Origin of the sequence: Nonomuraea angiospora (assembly GCF_014873145.1) — a bacterium.
GTDB classification, from domain to species: domain Bacteria; phylum Actinomycetota; class Actinomycetes; order Streptosporangiales; family Streptosporangiaceae; genus Nonomuraea; species Nonomuraea angiospora.
In genome coordinates this window covers 10532844-10553179 of sequence record NZ_JADBEK010000001.1, presented here as the reverse complement: position 1 = coordinate 10553179, position 20336 = coordinate 10532844, and the positions used below count along the sequence as shown (strand labels likewise).

Annotated in this window: 15 protein-coding genes; 6 read left to right on the top strand and 9 right to left on the bottom strand. The window is 72.0% G+C overall.

Going from position 1 to position 20336, the window contains the following annotated elements; genetic code table 11:
- Nucleotides 1-169 precede the first annotated feature (169 nt).
- Nucleotides 170-1309, bottom strand: coding sequence for an acyl-CoA dehydrogenase family protein (locus H4W80_RS48655; RefSeq protein ID WP_192791271.1), 1140 nt, complete (start codon nucleotides 1307-1309; stop codon nucleotides 170-172).
- Entirely contained in the window at nucleotides 1306-4656 is a 3351-nt protein-coding gene (locus H4W80_RS48650) for an indolepyruvate ferredoxin oxidoreductase family protein (RefSeq protein WP_192791270.1), read from the bottom strand. The genes H4W80_RS48655 and H4W80_RS48650 overlap by 4 nt, the downstream gene beginning before the upstream one ends.
- Before the next feature lie 155 nt (nucleotides 4657-4811).
- Between H4W80_RS48650 and H4W80_RS48645 the strand changes: the two genes are divergently transcribed.
- Nucleotides 4812-5270 carry an Lrp/AsnC family transcriptional regulator gene (locus H4W80_RS48645; RefSeq protein WP_192791269.1) on the top strand — a complete coding sequence of 153 codons (459 nt, stop codon included), beginning with the start codon at nucleotides 4812-4814 and terminating at the stop codon, nucleotides 5268-5270.
- A 3-nt stretch (nucleotides 5271-5273) separates the two neighbouring features.
- Here H4W80_RS48645 and H4W80_RS48640 read toward each other — a convergent pair whose 3' ends face one another.
- Entirely contained in the window at nucleotides 5274-6443 is a 1170-nt protein-coding gene (locus H4W80_RS48640) for a DUF11 domain-containing protein (protein WP_192791268.1), read from the bottom strand.
- Between the two features lie 195 nt (nucleotides 6444-6638).
- Between H4W80_RS48640 and H4W80_RS48635 the strand changes: the two genes are divergently transcribed.
- The gene (locus H4W80_RS48635) at nucleotides 6639-7370 is read left to right on the top strand and encodes a class I SAM-dependent methyltransferase (RefSeq protein ID WP_192791267.1); all 732 of its coding nucleotides are present in this window, start codon (nucleotides 6639-6641) and stop codon (nucleotides 7368-7370) included.
- 104 nt (nucleotides 7371-7474) lie between these two features.
- Here the strand turns inward: H4W80_RS48635 and H4W80_RS48630 are convergent, their stop codons facing one another.
- Entirely contained in the window at nucleotides 7475-8128 is a 654-nt protein-coding gene (locus H4W80_RS48630) for an adenylate kinase family protein (RefSeq protein WP_192791266.1), read from the bottom strand.
- Between the two features lie 299 nt (nucleotides 8129-8427).
- Between H4W80_RS48630 and H4W80_RS48625 the strand changes: the two genes are divergently transcribed.
- The 3 genes from H4W80_RS48625 (at nucleotide 8428) to H4W80_RS48615 (ending at nucleotide 15288) form a co-directional block, all read left to right on the top strand.
- Complete coding sequence (locus tag H4W80_RS48625) at nucleotides 8428-9672, top strand: C39 family peptidase (RefSeq protein ID WP_192791265.1); 1245 nt, start codon at nucleotides 8428-8430, stop codon at nucleotides 9670-9672.
- 145 nt (nucleotides 9673-9817) lie between these two features.
- Nucleotides 9818-14080 carry a caspase, EACC1-associated type gene (locus H4W80_RS48620; protein WP_192791264.1) on the top strand — a complete coding sequence of 1421 codons (4263 nt, stop codon included), beginning with the start codon at nucleotides 9818-9820 and terminating at the stop codon, nucleotides 14078-14080.
- A gap of 155 nt (nucleotides 14081-14235) precedes the next feature.
- Entirely contained in the window at nucleotides 14236-15288 is a 1053-nt protein-coding gene (locus H4W80_RS48615; protein WP_192791263.1) for a LacI family DNA-binding transcriptional regulator, read from the top strand.
- 165 nt (nucleotides 15289-15453) lie between these two features.
- Here the strand turns inward: H4W80_RS48615 and H4W80_RS61905 are convergent, their stop codons facing one another.
- The 3 genes from H4W80_RS61905 to H4W80_RS48600 form a co-directional block, all read right to left on the bottom strand.
- Complete coding sequence (locus H4W80_RS61905; RefSeq protein ID WP_318787404.1) at nucleotides 15454-15657, bottom strand: hypothetical protein; 204 nt, start codon at nucleotides 15655-15657, stop codon at nucleotides 15454-15456.
- Between the two features lie 216 nt (nucleotides 15658-15873).
- Nucleotides 15874-16290 carry a prevent-host-death protein gene (locus H4W80_RS48605; protein ID WP_192791262.1) on the bottom strand — a complete coding sequence of 139 codons (417 nt, stop codon included), beginning with the start codon at nucleotides 16288-16290 and terminating at the stop codon, nucleotides 15874-15876.
- Between the two features lie 42 nt (nucleotides 16291-16332).
- A complete protein-coding gene (locus H4W80_RS48600) occupies nucleotides 16333-16704 on the bottom strand; it encodes a hypothetical protein (RefSeq protein ID WP_192791261.1) in 372 nt (123 codons plus the stop codon).
- Nucleotides 16705-16903: 199 nt separating this feature from the next.
- Here H4W80_RS48600 and H4W80_RS48595 point away from each other — a divergent pair, with 199 nt between their 5' ends.
- Nucleotides 16904-17710 (top strand): UTRA domain-containing protein, encoded by an 807-nt coding sequence (locus H4W80_RS48595; protein WP_192791260.1) that lies wholly within the window; start codon nucleotides 16904-16906, stop codon nucleotides 17708-17710.
- 200 nt (nucleotides 17711-17910) lie between these two features.
- On the opposite strand, the gene H4W80_RS48590 is transcribed toward H4W80_RS48595, so the two are convergent.
- Nucleotides 17911-18933, bottom strand: a complete 1023-nt coding sequence (locus tag H4W80_RS48590) for a LacI family DNA-binding transcriptional regulator (RefSeq protein ID WP_318787403.1) — start codon at nucleotides 18931-18933, stop codon at nucleotides 17911-17913.
- Nucleotides 18934-18994: 61 nt separating this feature from the next.
- Complete coding sequence (locus H4W80_RS48585) at nucleotides 18995-20275, bottom strand: hypothetical protein (protein ID WP_192791258.1); 1281 nt, start codon at nucleotides 20273-20275, stop codon at nucleotides 18995-18997.
- Nucleotides 20276-20336 lie beyond the last annotated feature (61 nt).

The following is a 20336-nucleotide window of genomic DNA, read 5'->3' as shown; positions in this document are numbered from 1 at the left end:
ATCCGCCGAGGACGACACGAGTCGGCTGGTCTCGAGAGACCCAACCAGGACTGCTCTCTGCGCCGCGTCTCACGGAACAGGGACGGAACAGCGATCATCCAGGACCCGATCCCAAGATAAAGAACCCCGCCTCCCGGCACAGGGAAGCGGGGTTTTCGCGCGTCAGGGGCTACTTGGCCAGGTGCCTGCTGATCACCAGCCGCTGGATCTGGTTCGTGCCCTCGAAGATCTGCATGATCTTGGCCTCGCGCATGTAACGCTCAACACGGAACTCCCGCGTATACCCGTACCCGCCGAACACCTGCACCGCATCCGTAGTGACCTTCATCGCCGTGTCCGTAGCGACCAGCTTGGCGATGCTGGCCTGCCTGCTGTACGGCAGCCCCGCGTCCCGGCGGCGGGCCGCGTCGAGGTAGGTGGCCCGTGCGCTCTCCACCCCCGCCGCCATGTCCGCCAGCAGGAACCCGAGCCCCTGGTGGTCGATGATCCGCTTGCCGAACGTCTGGCGCTCCTTGGCGTAGGCCACGGCCTCGTCGAGCGCGGCCTGGGCGAGGCCGGTGGCGCAGGCGGCGATGCCGAGGCGGCCCGAGTCGAGCGCGCTGAAGGCGATCTGCAGCCCCTGGCCCTCCTCGCCGATCAGCCGCTCCTCCTCCAGGACCGCCCCGTCCCAGTGGGCGCTGGTGGTCGGCACGGCGTGCAGCCCCATCTTCTCCTCGGGCCGCCCGAACGTCAGCCCGTCGGCGGCCCCCGGCGCGAGGAAGCAGGAGATGCCCCGTGACCCCTCCCCGGTGCGGACGAACAGCGCGTAGAAGTCGGCCAGGCCGCCGTGGGTGATCCACGCCTTGTTGCCGGTGATCCGGTAGCCGGTCTCCACCCGTTCGGCCTTGCAGGTCAGCGCCCCGGCGTCGGAGCCGGCCTGGGGCTCCGACAGGCTGTAGCCGCCGATCAGGCGCCCGGCCAGCATGTCGGGCAGCCACCGCTCGCGCTGCGCCGGGGTGCCGTAGGCGGAGACGGGGAAGCAGGCCAGGGTGTGCACGCTGGTGGCGACCGCGACGGCCGCCCACCGCATCGCCAGCTCCTCGATCACCTGCAGGTAGACCTCGTACGGCTGCCCGCCGCCGCCGAGCTCCTCCGGGTACGGCAACCCGAGCAGCCCCGCCGCGCCCAGCGTGGCGAACAGCCCCTCCGGGTACGTCTCGGCGCGCTCGTGCTCGTCGACCCGGCGGGCGAGCTCCTTGTCGGCGATCTCGCGGGTCAGCTCGATGAGATCCCTGGCGTCCTGGTCGGGCAGCAGCCGGTCAACGGTCACGATCTCTCCTGGCTCGTAACGGGCTCGTCCAGCCGCGCGAGCGCGACCCTGGCGCGGTCGCGGAACTCGGCGACCCGGGCGAGCTTGATGTCCTCGTACCCCCGGATCAGGTCGGGCAGGCCCGCGATCTCCGCGACCGTCGCGGCGCTGCCGGGCGTGAGCCGCTCCAGCGCGGTCCGCATCAGGTCGCGGTATTCGACGACCAGCTCGCGTTCGACCCGTCGCACGCGAGCGTGGCCGAAGACGTCGAACGTCGTGCCGCGCAGCACCCTGGCGGCCCGCAGCCCGCGGAACAGGACCCCGGCGGAACGGCGTACCTTGATCTTACGCTTGAGCCCCATGGCCCGCAGCAGCGGCGGGTGCAGCAGCACCGACACGACCGCGTCCGGGCCGTACTCGCGCTCCCTGCGCTCCTTCTCCGCGGGGTCGAGGTGCAGGCGGGCGACCTCGTACTCGTCCTTGTAGGCCATGAGCTTGTGCAGGGCGCGGGCGTACGCGAGCCCGATCCGGTTGCCCGCCTCCTCGCCCGCCCGCTCGACCGCGGTGGCCGCCACCTGCCGCACGTCCTCCTCGTACGAACGGGCGTAGGCGGCGTTCTGGTAGCCGGTCAGGTCGGCGACGCGGGTGGCCACCACCTCGTCCAATCCCTCGGGGACCGCGACATCTGGAGAGGGGGGCGCGACTACGGTGGCGCGGCCCCAGCGGAAGGCGGCGAGGTTCTGCTCGACGGCGGCACCGTTGAGCGTGATGGCCCGCTCGACGGCGGCGGCGGAGACCGGCAGGCAGCCGTGCTGGTAGGCGGCGCCGAGAAGGAGCAGGTTGACCGGCATGTGGTCGCCGAACAGCTCCTCCGACAGCCCCTGGGCGTCCAGGCACTCGACGCGCCTGGTGGCGGACTCGACGCGGGCGACCGCGTCGGCGTGCCCCGGCACGGCCGCGCGCCCGGTCACCATGGCGGCGGTCGGGACGACGGCGGTGTTCAGGATGGCGACGGTGCGCTCGGGCGACGCCGTGGCCAGGTTCGGCTCGGCCGCCGCGCCCAGCAGGTCGAACCCGATCAGCACGTCCGCGCTCCCCGGCGTGGCCCGCACGGAGCCCTCCAGGGGCCGCGCCGAGATCCGCACGTCGCTGACCACGGGGCCGCCCTTCTGCGCCAGCCCGGTCTGGTCGAGCCCGGACGCGTGCAGGCCGTCGAGGTGGGCCGCCATCTGCAGGATCTGCGAGACGGTGACGACGCCGGTGCCGCCGATGCCGGGCATCCGGATCAGGGCCTCGGCGGGCCGGCTCGCGGGCTCCGGCAGCTCGGCGGGCGGCGGCGGGGCCTGGCGACGGCGCACGGTGCCCGGCTCCACCAGCAGGAACGACGGGCAGTCGCCCTTGAGGCAGCTCAGGTCGGAGTTGCAGGAGGCCTGGTGGATGCGGGTCTTGCGGCCGTACTCGGTCTCGACCGGCTGCACGGACAGGCACGTCGACACCTCGCCGCAGTCGCCGCAGCCCTCGCAGACCCGCTCGTTGATCACGACCTTCTCCGTGGGCGTGGGCAGCTTGCCGCGCTTGCGCAGCCGCCGCTCCTCGGCCGCGCACCGGTCGTCGTGGATCAGCACGGTCACGCCGTCGAGGGCGGCCAGCTCCTTCTCCACCTCGGGCAGGTCGTCGCGGTGCCGCACCGACGCGATCCCCGCCAGCCGCACCCCCCGGTACGTCTCCGGCTCGGGCGAGGTGACCACGATCCGGCGCACGCCCTCGATGGCCAGCTCGTGCGTCAGCGCCGGCACGTCCAGCCGGCCCTCGGCGCGCTGGCCGCCGGTCATGGCCACGGCGTCGTTGTAGAGCAGCTTGTACGTCATCGTCACCCCGGCGGCGACGGCGGCCCTGATCGCCAGGGAGCCGGAGTGGTGGAAGGTGCCGTCGCCGAGGTTCTGCACGAAGTGCCGGTCGTCGGTGAACGGCGCCAGCCCGAACCACTGCGCGCCCTCGCCGCCCATCTGCGTGAGACCCACCTGGGTGCCGCGGCCGTGGCCGTCCAGGGCGATCATGGCGTGGCAGCCGATGCCGACCCCGACCAGCGTGCCGTCGGAGGTGCGGGTGGAGGTGTTGTGGGGGCAGCCGGAGCAGAAGTACGGGGTGCGCGCGGCCACCAGGGGCAGCATGCGCCCCGGCCGGGCCTTCTTCCGCGGGGCCGGCTCGATGCCCAGGCAGGTGGCGACGGCCTTGGCCACGTCCTCCGCGCCCAGGGTGCCGCGGGCGGTCAGCAGGTCCCGGCCCACGACCGCCGGCGTCCGCTCCCGCCCGTACAGGGCCTGCTTGAGCTGTCCCTCCAGGAACGGCACCTTGTCCTCGACCACCAGCACCTTGTCCAGGTCGCCGGTCATGGCGGCCAGGTCGTCGTAGGCGAGGGGGAACGGCATCCCGAGCCTGATCAGCCGGATCCCGCGCTCGTCCAGCGCCGCCTCGTCCAGGCCGAGGTCGGCCAGGGCGCGCAGGACCACCGCGTACGTGGTGCCGGAGGCCAGGATGCCCAGGGCGGTGTTGCCCGCTCCCGCCATCACCCGGTTGAGGCGGTGCTCGCGGGCGTACTCGCGGGCCAGGTCGAGGCGGCGGGTGAGCAGGTCGTGCTCGGCGTCCAGCGCGGCGGCGCCGAGCAGGAGGGGCGGGGCGCCGCGATCCCTCTTGTCGGGCATCGGGATGCCGTCGCGGAGCGCGCCGAGGTCCACCGTGGCGGACGCGTCGGCGATGTCGGCGACGATCTTCAGCGCGGCCCAGAGCCCGGTGGCGCGCGACAGGGCCACCGCGTGCAGCCCGAACTCGACGATCTCCGCGACCGAGCCGGGCGCGAGCAGCGGCATGGACAGGCTCTGGCACATGGGCTCGCACGTGCTGGGCAGCGTGGAGGACTTGCAGCCGGGGTCGTCGCCGATCCAGGCCACCGCGCCGCCCAGGGGCGCCGTGCCCGCCGTGTTGGCGTGCCGGATGGCGTCGGCGGCGCGGTCGAGGCCGGGGTTCTTGCCGTACCAGAAGCCGGTGACGCCGTCGTGACGGCGGCCCGGCACCTGGTCGAGCAGCTGGGTGCCGGCCACCGCCGTGGCGGCCAGCTCCTCGTTCAGGCCCGCCTGGAAGACCACGCCGGCCGGCTCCAGGAACCGCGCCGCCCGTTTCATCTCCAGGTCCACGCCTCCCAGCGGCGAACCCTGGTAGCCGGTGACGAACACGCGCGTGTCCAGCCCGTGTTCCTCGTCCAGCCGGCGCTGCTCCAGCGTCAGGCGCACCAGGGCCTGGATGCCGGAGATGAGGACCCGGCCGTCGTGTGCCGTGTACTTATCGCCGAGCGACACTGTTGGCTCGCTCACGCTCGAACCTCCTGGCCTCGTACGTGTGTGCCAAGCACAGCAACGCGGGATGATATGCGCAAGTATTAGATGAGAAAGTGCCCGGAAGACGCAAACTATGTGAACACTTGGGCTTGGCGGCTGAGGTTCTTTGCGCCGGACGAAGGGGTTCTCGCATGCCTGATGTGGACGACGTCGATCACCGCATCCTCCGGCTGCTGCGGGAGGACGGGCGCAGGACGTTCTCGGAGATGGCCGAGCTGGTGGGGCTGTCGGTCGCGGCGGTGAAGCGGCGGGTCGACCGGCTCAGGGAGCTCGGCGTGATCACGGGGTTCACGGTGCAGATCGACTACGGCAAGCTGGGGTGGGGCATCGAGGCGTTCACGGAGCTACGTTATCCGGGCACGACGCCCGTGAGCGAGATCGTCCGCACCGCCACGGACGTGCCGGAGGTGCAGGCGGTGTTCACGATCGCGGGCGACCCGGACGCCCTCATCCACGTGCGGGTACGCGACCTCGGGCACCTGCAGCAGGTCATCGACCGGCTGCGGCGGGCCGGGGACGTGACCGGGACCAAGACGCTGCTGGTGCTCGGCTCGTGGACCCGCGACGCGCTGTCCCCTCGCGCCCGCTGACCCTCACCGCTTCTTGCCCGCTCCGGCCGGGGCCCGGTCGCGGGCCTGCTCGCGGCGGGAGAAGTGCCATACCAGCAGGCTGATCGCCAGCAGGACGGCCAGGCCCAGGCCGAGCCCCCAACCCGACACGCCGGTCAGGGGAAGGTCGTCGCCCTCCGGCTCCGGGTCCTCGTCGCCGGAGGCCGGCCGGGGCCCGCGATGGGCGGGTCCCCCGCCGACCCCCACCTGGTAGCCGCCCTCATGGAGACCTTCCGGGTACGGCAGCCGGCCGGGGACGGCCTCCTCGTCGGAGCCCGGCTGGCCGGGACTCGGCTGGAGCAGGCCCTGACCGGGGACGGGCTGGAGCGAACCGGGGCCGGGCGCCGGCGGAAGGTAATCCTCGCCGGGGACGGGCGGCTCGGGCCCGGCCTCGTCGCCCGCCGTGGGGCCCGGAGCCGGTCCGGGCTCCGCCGTGGCGGACGGCACCGGATCGGCCGTGGGCCCCGGGGCCGGTTCGGTGGGGGTGTCGGGGCTCGGCGTCGGCCGCGGAGCCGGGGCCGGATCGGGGATGGCGGACGCGCAGCCGCCGCCTCCGGCGTGGCCCTCGACCGGCGCGTCCTCGGAACCGCCCGTGTTGCCGGGGCCGCAGTCGTCGACGGCGCCGCCGTCCGGGCCCGCGGCCTCCGGACGGCCCCTGACCCGCTCCCGGGTCGGGCTGACCATCCGGGTCGTGCCGCTGCCCATTCCCCAGGCCGTGACCTCGACGCGGTTGAGGACGTGCGCGCCCTCCGGGACCCCCGGGTCGATCGTGACCGGGATCTCGTAGCTCACGCTCTGCCCGGGGGGGAGCGTCACCCCGGGCCCGCCGCAGGCGACGGCGCCGCCGCGCCTGACGAGGGCGCAGTCGTCGGGGATCGGGCCCGGGATCGCGTTGCGGTCCAGGGTGTCGATGACCGTCACGCTCTGGGCGGCCCGGTCTCCGGCGTTCGTGACGGTGACCGAGTAGACCGACTCGCCGCCAATGAGCATCGGCTCCGGGCTGACGGTCCCGACGATCCGCAGATCCGGGCTCCCGGGCACGTGGAACGCGGCCGGAACGGCGCCGGACAGCGGTGGCGGGGCGGAGCCGTACACCCCCGTCCACCCGCCGACGGCGAGGAGCGCGATGACCGCCGCGATCCCGGGCATGCCCATGTCGTCCTCCCGCCTGACCGCGGCCGTGCCGCTCGACCGGGGACGATCCTCCTCTCACCCGCCCCGCCCCCGTGGCGGCCCGACCGGAACCATGCGCCGCCATGGCGAACCCTTTGCCCGCCTGCCCGCCGGCGGGCGTTCCGCGCTCGACGAACATGCGCCCGCCGGGGATCGAGGACGCGTACCGTCGGGGTCATGCCCGATGTCGCGCGCTACGACGAGATCGCCGACTTCTACGCCGCCGGCTGGACCGACGCCATCGACGACCCGGCCTCCGTCCGCCTGCTCGACCTGCTGGGGCCGGTCGCGGGCGGGCGGGTGCTGGAGATCGCCTGCGGCCACGGCCGGATCAGCCGCGAGCTGGCCCGCCGGGGCGCCGCCGTCGTGGGCGTGGACGTCTCGCGGGCCCTGATCGAGAAGGCCCGGGCCGCCGAGCGCGACGCGCCGCTGGGCATCCGCTACCTCCACGCGGACGCCTCCCGGCCCGGCCTGCGGGATCTCCCCCCGTTCGACGCGGTGGTCTGCAGCTTCGGCCTCTCCGACATCGACGACCTCGAAGGCGCCGTCGCGACCGCCGCCGGCGCGTTGCGGCCCGGCGGGGTCTTCGCCTGCTCGATCCTGCACCCGTGCTTTCCCGGCGGCCCGGGGGTGTCCGGCTCCTGGCCGGGGGACGCGCGCTACCACGCCGAGGGCTGGTGGCGCGCCGACGGGGAGCTTTCCACGCTGCGCCGCCAGGTGGGCGCCAACCACCGTACGCTCTCGACGTACGTCAACACCTTCCGCCGCCACGGCCTGTGGGTGGACGAGCTCGCCGAGCCCGAGCCCGCCCCTGAATGGGCGGCGGATCGGCCGGAAGCGGCCCGATTTCCCGTGTTCCTCGTCATAAGGTGCGTCAAGGAATTACGGGAAACGGGGGCGTCGTCGTGAAAAATCCGGAGACCTCGGGACAGTTAGCGGCGGCGCACGTCGGCGTTCGTCTTCTTCTCCCTCCTCCTCGCCGTCGACCTCTACCGGTTCACCACCCTGGTCACTCACTGAGGCGGGATGTAGGGCGGGAGGTTGAAGCGGGTGCGGATGCTCCGCTGGACCGTCGCCTTGTCCGCCCGGGCGTCGACGGTCATCACGTACTCCTTGCGCCGGAACAGCTCCACCACCGGGTCGATCTTGCTGTGGTGCTCGCGCAGGCGTCTGGCCAGGGCGTCCGGGGTGTCGTCCGCGCGGGAGACCAGCTCACCGCCGCACACGTCGCACCGGCCCTCCTCCGCCGGCCGGTGGGCGATCAGGTTGTAGTCCATGCCGCAGCGTGAGCACAGGCGGCGGGCCAGGACGCGGCGGCGCACCTCCTCGTCCGGCAGGTCCAGGTGGATCACCCCGTCGATGTCGTAGCTCTCCAGGAAGAACTCCGCCTGGCGGCGGTTGCGGGGAAAGCCGTCGATGATGAAGCCGTAGTTCCAGTCGTGCTGCTGGAGCCGGTCCCTGACCACGGACTCCACCAGGTCGTCCCCCACCAGCTCGCCGGCCGCGACCACGCGGCGGACCTGGGCGCCCAGCTTGGTGTGGTTCTTGACGTGCCAGCGGAAGATGTCGCCGACGCTGATGTGCACGAGGTCGAGGTCGCCGGCGAGCATGGCGCTCTGGGTGCCCTTGCCACTGCCCTGAACGCCGAGGATCACGTATTTGCGCATATGACCCACGTTCCCACGGTCGGCTCATCAAGGTGTGTGGTGTGGCGGCACCCGGAGCACACCACACCACACACGTCCATCACCGAGGGGGTGAACTGCCAGTTTGGGGAAATTTCCGAAATGTGTCAATAAATCATGGAAATCTATCGGCGACCGAGGACGCTACCAAGCGTGATTATCTGTCATAACGTGGGGAAACTCTTACCGAAACATTTCAGTGCGCGTGAAACTTGCGCAGCGTGAGTTGATACGTAGATTTTCGGATGCTTCACACAATGGTTGTGCCGGAAGGTGGATCCATGCGCGCGCTGACCGTGTTCCTGTCCAGCCTGCTCCTCGCCACGACGCTCTCCGCACCCGCCGGGGCGAAACCGCTCGCCCTGACGTCCGACGTCGTCTTCCAGCGGGCCGACTTCGCCACCGGCACGTACGAGGGCACCACGGCCGGCGACGGCCTGTCGTTCGGCACGGCCGCCGGCACCGTCTCCTACACCGACGCGCTCGGCGCCAAAACCTGGGAGTACGCCCGCTGGACCGGCCCCGAGCGCACCATCGGGTTCGACGCCACCGAGCTGATCGCCTCCTGGACCGCGGACGTGCCCCAGGGCAGCTGGATGCAGGTCGAGGCCCGGGCCAGGAACGCCGGAGGGCTGACCAAGTGGTTCTCGCTCGGCCGCTGGGCGTACGCGGAGGGCGACATCCGCCGCACCTCCGTGGCGGGACAGGGCGACGCCGACGCGAACGTCTCGGTCGACACGCTGGTCGCGGCGGCGGGCAAGCCCATCACCGCCTACCAGCTGCGCCTCACCCTCTACCGCGCGCCCGGCTCCGCGGTCACGCCGCGCGTGCGCACCTCCGGCGTCATGGCCTCCAACGTGCCCGAGCGCAAGACCGTGCCGGTCAGCCCGGGCGGGGGCGCCTGGGGGACGGAGCTCGCCGTGCCACGCCGCTCCCAGAACGTCCACCAGGGCCACTACCCCGAATGGGACGGCGGCGGCGAGGCCTGGTGCAGCCCCACCTCGACCACCATGGTCCTCGGCTACTGGGACAGGTGGCCGAGCGCCCAGGACACCGCCTGGGTCGACCCCTCCGACCCCAACCCCGAGGTCGACTACGCCGCCCGCTACACCTACGACCACGCCTACCAGGGCGCCGGCAACTGGCCGTTCAACACCGCCTACGCCGGACGCTACGGGATGGACGGGTTCGTCACGCGGCTGCGGTCGCTGACCGAGCTGGAGCTGCTGATCAAGGCGGGCATCCCGGTCATCACGTCGCAGTCGTTCAAGAAGGGCGAGCTGCCCGGCGCCGGTTACGGCACCAACGGGCACCTCATGGCGATCGTGGGCTTCACCTCGTCGGGTGACGTGATCGCCAACGACCCGGCGTCGTCCTCCAACGCCGCCGTGCGGCACGTCTATCCGCGGGCGGACTTCGAGAACGTGTGGCTGCGGAGCTCCAGCAGCGGCGGCGTCACGTACATCATCCACCCGCCCGGCCACGAGCTGCCCGCCACGACGCCGGGGCTGCCCGCCAACTGGTGACCCCGGCCCGGCACGGGATCTCGACGGAAGGTCGGACAGGTGCGTACCCTGGCAACCGGGAGTTGTCGGGGGATCACGAGGCGCGCTCGAGGTGGCGCCTCCTAGCTCGTGCCGCCTGCCGACCTTCCTCGCCGTGGAGCGCCGGATGACCGACGACGAATCCGCAACCGTCGAGAGGCCCCGACCGCGCTGGAACGGTCCACCTCTCCTGCTGTCCTCCGGTGGCGCCCGCGTCCTGGTGGCGGGCACGGGGACGCATCGGCCCGAGTCGCCGCTGCCGGCGGTGCCCGCCGTGCCGGCGACGGTCGCGGACGTCGGGCGATGCCTGGTCGAGCGTGGCGGGCTGGCGCCGGCCCACCTGACCGTACGGCTGGACCCGGCGACCCCCGCCGACCTGGGGCAGGCGCTGGACCGGCTGGCCCAGGAGGCGACGTCCGTCCTGATGTTCTACTACGTCGGCCACGGCCTGATCGGCCCGGACAACGACCTGCACCTGGCCACCCGCGCCACCGTGGACCTCGGCCGGGGCGCTCCCGGGTACCAGGCGCTGCCGTACGGGGTCGTGCGCCAGATCCTGTCCGCGTCGCGGGCCGAGCTCGTCGTCGTGGTCCTGGACTGCTGCTTCGCCGGCCGCGCCCGCGGGGCGTCGTCGCAGGCGGTGGAGCGGGTGTTCGACTCGATGTGGCAGGGCGCGTACCTGATCACGTCGTCGAGCAGGGACGAGAACTCCTGGGCGCTGCCCGGCGTCCGGCACACGGCCTTCAGCGGCGCGCTGCTGCGGCTGCTGAACGCGGGCGACCCGGCGGGGCCCTCGGTGTTCACGCTGGACCACGTCTACCACAGCCTCGCCCGCAGGCTCCCCGACGCCGGATTCCCCCGGCCCCGCCGCCAGGCCACCGACCTGGGCGATCGCCGCGCGTTCGCGGTCAACCCGGCCTACGTGGCCCCGCGCTCCCGGCCGGTCCCGCCGGTCGCGGAGGGCGGCGACGAGGCCGGCCCGTACCGGGGGCTGGCCGTGTACGGGCCCGAGGACGCGGAGGTGTTCTTCGGGCGGCAGGAGCTGACCAGGTCGCTGGTGGCGCGGGTGCGGGAGGCGTTCGGGAGCGGACGCCCGCTGATCGTGACGGGTCCCTCGGGGGCGGGGAAGTCGTCGGTGCTGCGGGCCGGGCTGATCCCGGCGCTGCGGCACCAGCTCGCGGAGGAGCTGTCGTGCGTCGTGCTGGCCCCGGGCGCGGATCCGTCGGCGGAGCTGGCCCGCAGGCCGGCCCCGGAGGGGCGGCGACTGTTGCTGGTGGTGGACCAGTTCGAGGAGGTCTTCACCACGTGCGCGGACGAGCCGGCCAGGCGGCGCTTCGTGGCCGAGCTGGTCGCGCTCTCCAGGTCGGCGGCCGTGGTGGCCTGCGTCCGGGCCGACTTCTTCGGGCACTGCGCGTCGTACCCGGGGCTGCTGGAGGCGATGCAGCGGCCCGCGATCGTCGGCCCCATGACCGTGACGCAGCTGCGCGCCGCGATCGAGGGGCCGGCCGCGCGGGCGGGGCTCTCGCTGGAGCCGGGGCTGACCGACCTGCTGCTCGAAGACGTCGGGGCCGGCGACGTGGACCACTCGGGCGGCGTGCTGCCGCTGCTGTCCCACGCGCTGCTGGCCACCTGGCAGCGCCGTACGCAGGGGACGCTGACGATGGCCGCGTACCGGGCCTCGGGCGGCATCGCGCGGGCGCTGGCCACGAGCGCCGAGGAGACGCTGCGGCGCCTCGGCGCGGACGTGGAGCCGATCGCGCGAGACCTGATGGTCCGGCTGGTGCACCTCGACGAGCAGACCGGCGACACGAGGAAGCGGGTGGCCCTGGCCGACCTGGCGCCCGCGGGCGTCCCGCGGCGGGTCCTGGACGAGTTCGTACGCGCGCGGCTCCTCACGGTGAACGAGGACGAGGCGGAGATCGCCCACGAGGCCCTCATCCGCGCCTGGCCCAGGCTCCGGAACTGGATCGAGGGCAACCGGGTCGACCTGCTCGTCCGCCAGCGCCTGGCCGAGGACGCGGAGACGTGGCAGCGGCACGGCAGGGACCCGGCGTACCTGTACGCGGACAGCCGTCTGGCAGCGGCACAGGCTGTTGCGCAGGGCGCGCGATCGGGGACGGAGCGGGAGTTCCTGGACGCGGCGCTGCGGCGGCGCAGGCGGCGGACCTGGGTCGTCCGCCAGGTGATCGCCGCCCTCACGGTCCTCCTCCTCGCCGCGGTGACCGCCGGCGTCCTGGCCCTGCGGCAGACCGGCGAGGTGACCAGGCAACGTGACCAGGCCGTCTCCACGCGGATCGCCGGCTCCGCCAACGGCGCCGCCGACGCCTCGCTCGGCGCCCAGCTCTCCCTGGTCTCCTACCGCGTCGCCGACACCCCGGAGGCCCGCGGCGCGCTGCTCGGCACGCTCGCGCACCCGGTCGGCGCCCGCCTGATCGGCCACCGGGGCCCGGTCGAGTGGGTGTCCTACCGCCCCGACGGCCGCATGATCGCCACCGCCTCCAGCGACGCCACCGCCCGCCTCTGGAACGTCTCCGACCTCGCCCGCCCCAAGGCCGTGAGCGAGCTCAAGGGCCACACCGCGAGCGTGGTGAGAGCGGTGTTCAGCCCGGACGGGCGGGTGCTCGCGACCGCGTCCGTGGACCGGACCGCCCGGCTCTGGGACGTCTCCGACCCGGCCAGGCCACGGGCCCTGGCCACGCTCAAGGGCCACACGAACAAGGTGGCCTCGGTGGCGTTCAGCCCCAAGGGAGGCGTCCTGGCCACCGTCTCCTACGACGGCACGACCCGCCTGTGGAACATCGCCGACCCCGCCCGCCCCGCCCAGATCGCCCTCCTGCGGCAGAAGTACGTGCTCAACGACGTCGCCTTCAGCCCCGACGGGCGGCTGCTGGCGATCGCGGCGGGCGACGGGAGCACCACGATCTGGGACGTGCTGGACCCGGCGCGGCCCGGCGGCTCGACGGTGCTGAGCGCGCCGGACGGCGGCGGCACCTGGAGCGTGACCTTCGACCCCGGCGGCCGCCGGCTGGCCACCGCCTCCACCACCGGCACGCTCTACCTCTGGGACGTCACCGCGGCCAGGCGCGTCGGCACCGCGCGGGGCCGGGGCTCCTTCGTGTACGACGTCACGTTCAGCCCCGACGGCAAGCTGCTGGCCAGCGCCGCCACCGACGCCTCCGTCACCCTGTGGGACGTCTCGAACCCGGCCGAGCCGCGGCGCACGACCGCCCTGACCGGGTTCGCGAACACGGTGACCGCCGCCGCGTTCAGCCCGGACGGCCGGACGCTCGCCACCTCGTCGGCGGACAGCATGGCCAGGCTGTGGAACGTCTCCGATCCTGCCCGCGTCTCCTACCGCGCCGGCCTCACCGAGCACACCGGCCCCGTCAACGCGCTCTCGATCTCCCCGGACGGCCGGATCCTGGCCACGGCCTCCGGCGACCGGACCGTCAAGCTCTGGGACATCTCTGACCCGGGCCTGGCCAGGCCGCTGTCCACGCTGTCCGGCCACACGGACATCGTCCAGACGGTGCGGTTCAGCGCGGACGGTCACATGCTCGTCAGCGGCTCCTCCGACCAGACGGCCAAGCTGTGGGACGTCTCCCGGCCGGCCGCCCCGAAACCGCTGGCGACGATCAAGAAGCACGTGAACGTCGTGGAGTCCGGCGCCTTCAGCCCGGACGGGCGCACGCTGGTGACGACGTCGCGGGACGGCCGCACCTACCTGTGGGACCTGACCGACCCCCGGGCCCCCAAGCTGCTCTCCTCGCCGGGCGACGCCGACAACTGGCTGAACGCCTCCATGTTCAGCCCCGACGGCCGCATGCTCGCGATCGGCTCGGGGACCGGGGTCATCCGGCTCTGGGACGTGTCCAAGCCCGCCGCCCCGCGGCTGCTGGCCAACTACCCGGCGCACACCAACAGCGTGCTGGCGCTGACGTACAGCAGGGACGGCAGGACGCTGGCGTCGGCGGGCTCCGACGGGACGGCCCGGCTCTGGGACCTCACCCACCCCGAGCGGCCGGCGCAGGTCGCGGTCCTGCTGGGGCACACGGGCGCGGTGGGCAGCGTGGCCTTCACCGCCGACGGGCGCAGGCTGGCCACGGGGGCGCGTGACGGCACCATCCGGATCTGGAACCTCGCCGACCGGGCCCGGCCGGCCGCGTGGGCCGTGCTCGCCGGGTCCGACTGGGTCAACGGCGTGGCGTTCACGCCGGACGGGAACGTGCTGGCCAGCGCGTCCGGCAACGGGACGGCGCAGCTCTGGAGCATGGACGTGGAGCAGGCCCAGCGGCGCGTCTGCGAGGTGTCCGGAATGGTCATCACCCGGAGCGAGTGGGCCCAGTACGTGCCCGGCCTCCCGTACAGCCCGCCCTGCCAGGCCGGGTGACGCCGGGTCGTGGAGATCGCGCGTCCTGCGCGTTGCGCCCGTGGATCTCCCTGGCCATAGACTTCGGTGAGATGGCGTAATCTCCCACCCGCACTGCTCCGTCTGCCGAAAACCGTGAAGGGCCGACCTTGTCGCGAAAAGTAAGCACAAAAGGGGTGCTCACCGACGACGAGCGGGTCACGATCCGCGACGTGGCCGCCCGGGCAGGCGTGTCGGCCACCACGGTCTCCAGGGTGATCAAGGGTGACTACCCGGTCGCCCAGGCCACCAGGACGCGGGTGCTGCGGGCGATGCGCGACCTCGACTACGTGCTCAACGTGCACGCCCGCGCCCTGTCGGGGGCGAGCACCAAGATGGTGGCGTTCGTGCTGGACGACGTCACGGGGCCGTCCTTCGCGTACGTGGCCAAGGGCGTCGAGCAGCAGGCCACCGCCGAGGGGCGGCTGTGCATGGTGTGCACCACCCACGGCGACCCGGCCAGGGAGCTGGCCGTCGTGGAGGCGATGCGCGAGCAGCGGGCCGACGCGGTGATCCTGGTGGGCGGCGGCTCGCTGGACGACACCTACCGCGAGCGCATGTCCCACTTCGCCCATGCCCTCGACAAGGCGGGCTCCCGGCTGGTGCTGTGCGGGCGGCCGCCGCTCGGGGACGACGTGCCCACGACCGTCGTCGAGTACGACAACGAGGGCGGCGCCTACGCCATGACCAGCCACCTGCTGTCGCAGGGCCACCGCCGCATCGCCCTGCTCGGCGCCGCCTCCCCCGCCGACCGCAGCACCACGAAGGTCGACCGGGAACGCGGGTTCGTGCGGGCGCACGAGTCCTTCGGCGTGCCCTATGACCCCGACCTGGTCATCCCGGCGGGCTTCGGCCGGGCCGACGGATACGAGGGCACCCGGCGGCTGATCGCGCTCGGGGCGCGGTTCACCGCCGTGTTCGCGGCCACCGACATGGTGGCCATCGGCGTGCTGGCGGCGCTGCGGGAGGCGGGGCTGCGGGTGCCCGACGACGTGTCGCTCGTCGGATACGACGACATCCCGTTCGCCGCCGACCTGGAGCCGGGGCTGACGACGGTGCACATCCCGACGGAGGAGCTGGGGCGGACGGCGGTCCGGCTCGCGCTGAATCGCGAGGAACGCCAGCACGTGGTCCTCGGCACCCACATCGTCGTCCGCAACTCCGTCCGGCCCCCGCGGCGAGGGCAGTAGGTGGGCCGGGGCTTCCCCACCCGTTACCCGTCTGGGTGGTGGGCCTGCTGGACCCCGCCCCGGACCGGAACACCACCGGCACCGTCGTTGACCGAGGCACACCGTACAGTTCCTGATCGACAGGAAAAGGCGGATCCCACCCACCCTTACCGGATGAGGGATAGATCAGACGCCTTCAGCCCAGTACTTTTGCATCCTGGCCACGGTGTCTTCCTTGCTCATCACTGCGACCTCGGCCTCATCCAGGCCCACCTTGGAGATCAGCAGCTGAACAAGATCAGCGGGCAGTGCGTGAGCGGAAAGCTTGGGCGTTCCGCGATCGGGTACAGCGCCGTGCTTGACGCATGCCCAGAACGTCGTTTCGTCCACCTGTAGCTGATCGCGCAGTATGTGACCCCGCATCTCCGACCGTAGGTGCTTCGGTCGACCGGATGGGAGATCCGGGTCCTCAGGATCCGGCCATCGAGAGATTGAGCTCAGAGGTGACATGGTGCGCCCCGGCTCGCCCGGCAGCGTCCCAGGGTGGTCGCCGGCCTTCGATCTGGCAGAACCGATCGGAGTCCTGGCGCGTGGGTTGGGGCCAGGTCACCTGGCCTTCCCTACCAGCCATTCACGCAGCTGATCGTCATCACTGAGACTGATCAACTGCACCAGCCCCCAGTTCTCGCGATGGTTGGGGGCGTCGAGCAGGTGGTCCTGCCAGTCTTCGGCGTACTCGCGCAGCGCATCGACCATCTCGATGACGGCCTCATTGAAGGTCCGGCCTTCGGCTGCGAGGGGCGGGCCAGGAATGAAGACCGACCAACCGCCGTCCTCGGGAACCGCTTGTGCGCGAGGTGGAGTGTTCGCGGCGAGATGGTGGCGCAATCTATCGACGTCTACGAGGGCGGTCGTGGCCGACTCGCGACGCACTGTGGCCACACGGCCGCGTTCAGCCGCGTCCAATAGCGCTTTGAGATGCGCACGAGCCTTCGTGTAGGTGTCGAAATGCACAGCGGTCATTGTGACACCTCCACTTTGGATCGCCAATGCGACTGAGCCACTTCAGCCGGTCTTTTGCCACTTGAGGCGGCCGGTGGCGAGATCGCCGATCGTCGTCGAGGAGGGACGACGGTTCTGGAGATCGGCGTAGCGGAAGGCGATACGTCGGGCGGCTCGTGACGGCTCGACGGCCGGATGGCGGGCGTACAGCACCCGCTTGCGCTGGTCATCCCAGCCGGCCCGCCACCAGTACCAAGTCCCGTCGCACCACACCACCAGCCCCACCCAGACCGATACCAGGGCAAGGCCGTAGCCCTCGTGTGTGTCTGCGTGAATGCCGTGCTCGATCTGGAGGGACCGGCGTAGGAGATCTGCGGATAGTGCGGCTTGCGTTTTCTTACCGTTCTTGGGCACGGCGATAATCTGGTCGTGCATCGTTGACGCCCCAAAGCTCTCGATGCTTCAGACCCCCGTCTGCGGGCGGTGTTGCTGCACCGTTCGTCCCGCAGGTGGGGGTCTGCTTAAGGCCCCCTTTTTTAGGGGGGCTAAAGTCGAGAGTAGAGCTGTGGCTTGACCCTCGCAATAGGGGGGCTAAAGTGCACCATATGTCGGTCGCCGAGGAGGCAACGCCCGGATGGACTTGAAGACGCTGAGGGAAGTCGCCCAGGTCAGCGATCCCGTGGAACGAGCCCGTCTTCTCAGCCGACTCATGACCGAGGAACAGGGGCTGGTGACCGAGGCGGCCAAGATGCGGCGGCAGGCCATCGCCGAGGCACGCGAATCCGGCATGAGTTTGGAGGAGATCGCCGGGCGGTTGGGCGTGTCGCCTGGTCGTATCTCACAGATGAGGAAGGGGCCGACGGCTCGTGCTCCGGAAGGGCCCGCGTCCCCCGCTCCTCGGGTGCTGGTGCAGCGGGCGTTGCCGACCGAGCCCGCCGTACGGGGCTCCAAGTCCCTGTTCCTGGCGGAGGCGGAACGGCAGGGGCTCAGGGCCGACCGCCAGATGCTATACGTCGGACTGGAGCCCGCCAGCGATCATGTGGCGGCTTGCCTACGGGTCGAACCTGGCGTGGACATCGTTGCGCGGCGCAAGATGATGACCGCCAACGACGTGCCGGTGCGGATCGCGACGAGCTACTTCCGCGCCGACCTGTTCGGCGACACCCGGCTTGCCGAGCCGGAGTTCGTCAAGCCGTCGCTTCAGTCGGCGCTGATCGCCCTGGGCTACGCGTTCGGTCACGCGGAGGAGAACCTGACCGCCCGGCCGCCGACCGCCTTCGAGCGTGAGACGCTGGAGTTGGAGCCGGGCGAGTGGGTCGTCCAGGTACTCCGGGCGAGCTATTCCACCGAGGATACGCCCATTCACATTTTGGAGACGATCTGCGCGGCGAACCGGCATGTCTTCTCCATCGGCCAGGTCTCCGGGTACGACGAATTCTGAGTGGCAATCGCGCTGGGCGGCCTTGGATTCTGGGGACTTCCTCGGACCATAGCCCCAGGTGAGAGCGGAAATCTGCCATAGTCCCGCCCCAACGTGATGTGCCTGCCGGTCAACGACGGTGCCGGTGGTGTTCCGGTCCGGGGTGGGCATCAGTCGGCCCACCACCCAGACGGTCAACGGGTGGGGAAGCCCCGGCCCACCTACTGCCGGGGAGGGGCGGTGGACTCGCGGACGATCAGGCGGGGCGGGACCAGGGAGATGTCCGGTTGCGGCTGGCCGCTCAGTTCGGCGAGCGCCGCGTGGAAGCACGCCCGGCCCAGCCCCACGAAGTCCATGCGCACGGTCGTCAGCGCCGGGGTCCAGAAGGCCGAACCTGGGATGTCGTCGAAGCCCACGATGCTGACATCCCCGGGAACGTCCTTGCCGGCGTCGTAGAGCGCCCGCCGTACCCCCTGCGCGATGTCGTCGTTGCCGCACAGGATCGCCGTCACCCCGGGCGAGCGGGCCAGCCGCTCCCCCGCCGCGTACGCCGACTCGATGTCCCACCCGCACCCCAGCACCGAGGGGATCTCCGCGCCCGCCTGCCGCAGCGCGTCGCGCCATCCCGCGTGCCGCCCGCCGGCCCGGCCCTCGGAGGGGATGGCCACGTGGTGGACGGTGCGGTGCTCCAGGTCGAGCAGGTGCTGGGTGGCGTCGGCGGCGGCCCGGCGCTCGTCCAGCGCGATCGCCACCCGCCCCAGGTCGGGCGCGACCGGTTCGGCGGCCACCACGGCCGGGACGTGCGGCGGCAGCGCCTGCACCACCGCCGTGCCCAGCGGGTCGAACGCGATCACCACCAGGCCGCCCGCGCTCGGGTCGCTGACGTAGTCGACCGTCTGCCGGACCTCGGCGGACTCCACGACCCTGATCCCCAGCGCCACGCCCTCGGTCCTGGCGGCCTCCTCGATGCCCTGGAGCGTGGAGGCGTACCCGTACAGCATGGTGTTGGAGGTCACGACGGTGACGCCGCTGGCGCGGCCGAGGCCGAGCGCCCGGGCGGCCCGGTTGGGGCGGAACCCCAGCCGGTCGATCGCGGCCAGCACCGCGGCGCGGGTGTCGGGCCGCACCCGGGGGGAGTCGTTCAGCACGCGGGAGACGGTCTGATGCGAGACGCCGGCCGCGGCGGCGACGTCGCGGATGCTCGGGACGGCCCCTTTTCGGACATGTCGGGGGCTCGTGGTCACGGTCACATGGTAGTCGGGCCCAGGCGTGGGGGCCGGGCCCGCCATCGCGATCATCGCGGTGTCAGGGCGAAGTGCCGTCGGCGCGTACGGGCTGCTGGTAGTTGTTCAGGAGGGTGAAGTGCTCCCTCGACTCCGCCGGGATCGGGCCGATCTCCACGGGAGCGGAGGGGGAGCTCAGGTCGGCGCGGTAGAGCTTGGCCGTGGCGGTGTCGTCGTTCTCGCCGGCCGCGATGATCAGGGAGCGGCGGTCCCGGGAGAGGGCCACCGAGATGATCGACGACTCGGTCGCCGGGGCGATCTCGTTCTTCACCTTCACCTCGGTGTGCTGTACGTACTCGACGTCGTTCCGGGCGAGGCGGGGGTTGATCCGCGCGGTGTAGAAGTCGTTGCTCCCGCCCGCGCAGAGCAGGTCGGTGGCGTTGATCCAGGCGAGGGGGTCGCAGTGGCGCAGGCCGCCGTCGCGCACGACGATCTCCATGCCGAACGGCAGTTGGAGCGGCGCGTCCTCATAGCGGTCCACGGTGTTCGCGAGGATGTCCAGCTCGGCCCCTTGCATCAGGTTCATCCCCACGGCCACCCGGCTGGGGTCGGCCGCGAACCTCCCGGAGGGATGGACGGTGCCCGGGCACATGACGGCGACCGATCCCACGACGCGGTAGAAGGTGTCGTCGTTGCTGTTGGTGAAACAGGCCAGGCTGACCTTGCGCGGAGTCAGCCGGCCGTCCGGGTCCGCCGAGAAGTACTGCTGGGAGTCGCGCAGGAACCAGAACGACCCGTCGGGCGCGAATCCGGGGTACTTGTCGGAGAACGTCTCCTTGACGTACCCCTTCTTGTTCGACCTGTCGGTGAGGTCCACGAACGTCCCGGTGCCGAGGTCGAGCCAGCCGACGTGCGTCGGGTCGCCGCCGGACGGGAAGTCCACCTGGACGGCGATCCGGCGGCCGTCCGGCGAGACCGGGCTGACTCCGGGATCCCCCTCCTCGCCGCACAGGCTGCGGACGACGGCCTCCTCTCCGCCCGCCTTCGCGGCGATCTCGGTCAGGAGCGGCGCGAGCGTCACGCTGGAGAAGCTCGCGACACCGGTACGGAAGGCGTCGTCGTAGGCCGTGGCCCGCCACCCGTCGTCATTCCACGAGCAGGCGACCGGCCCCTGGGCGGCGAGCACGGCCGGAAGGCTCTTCGCCGTCTCGGCCAGCGCCGTCTTCCTGGGGTCCGGGGCGGGGGTGGAGGCGCGGGGACTCGGCTGCGCCAGGGCGACGGGGCCGGAGCCCGCCGAACAGCCGGTTGCCGCCAGGAGGAGCGCGACCGCCACCGCCGGCCAGCCACCTCTACGCGAACTCATCCATGATCTCCTTCACGCCTTCAATGATGATCCATAAAAGAGTGAATACCATTAACCATGT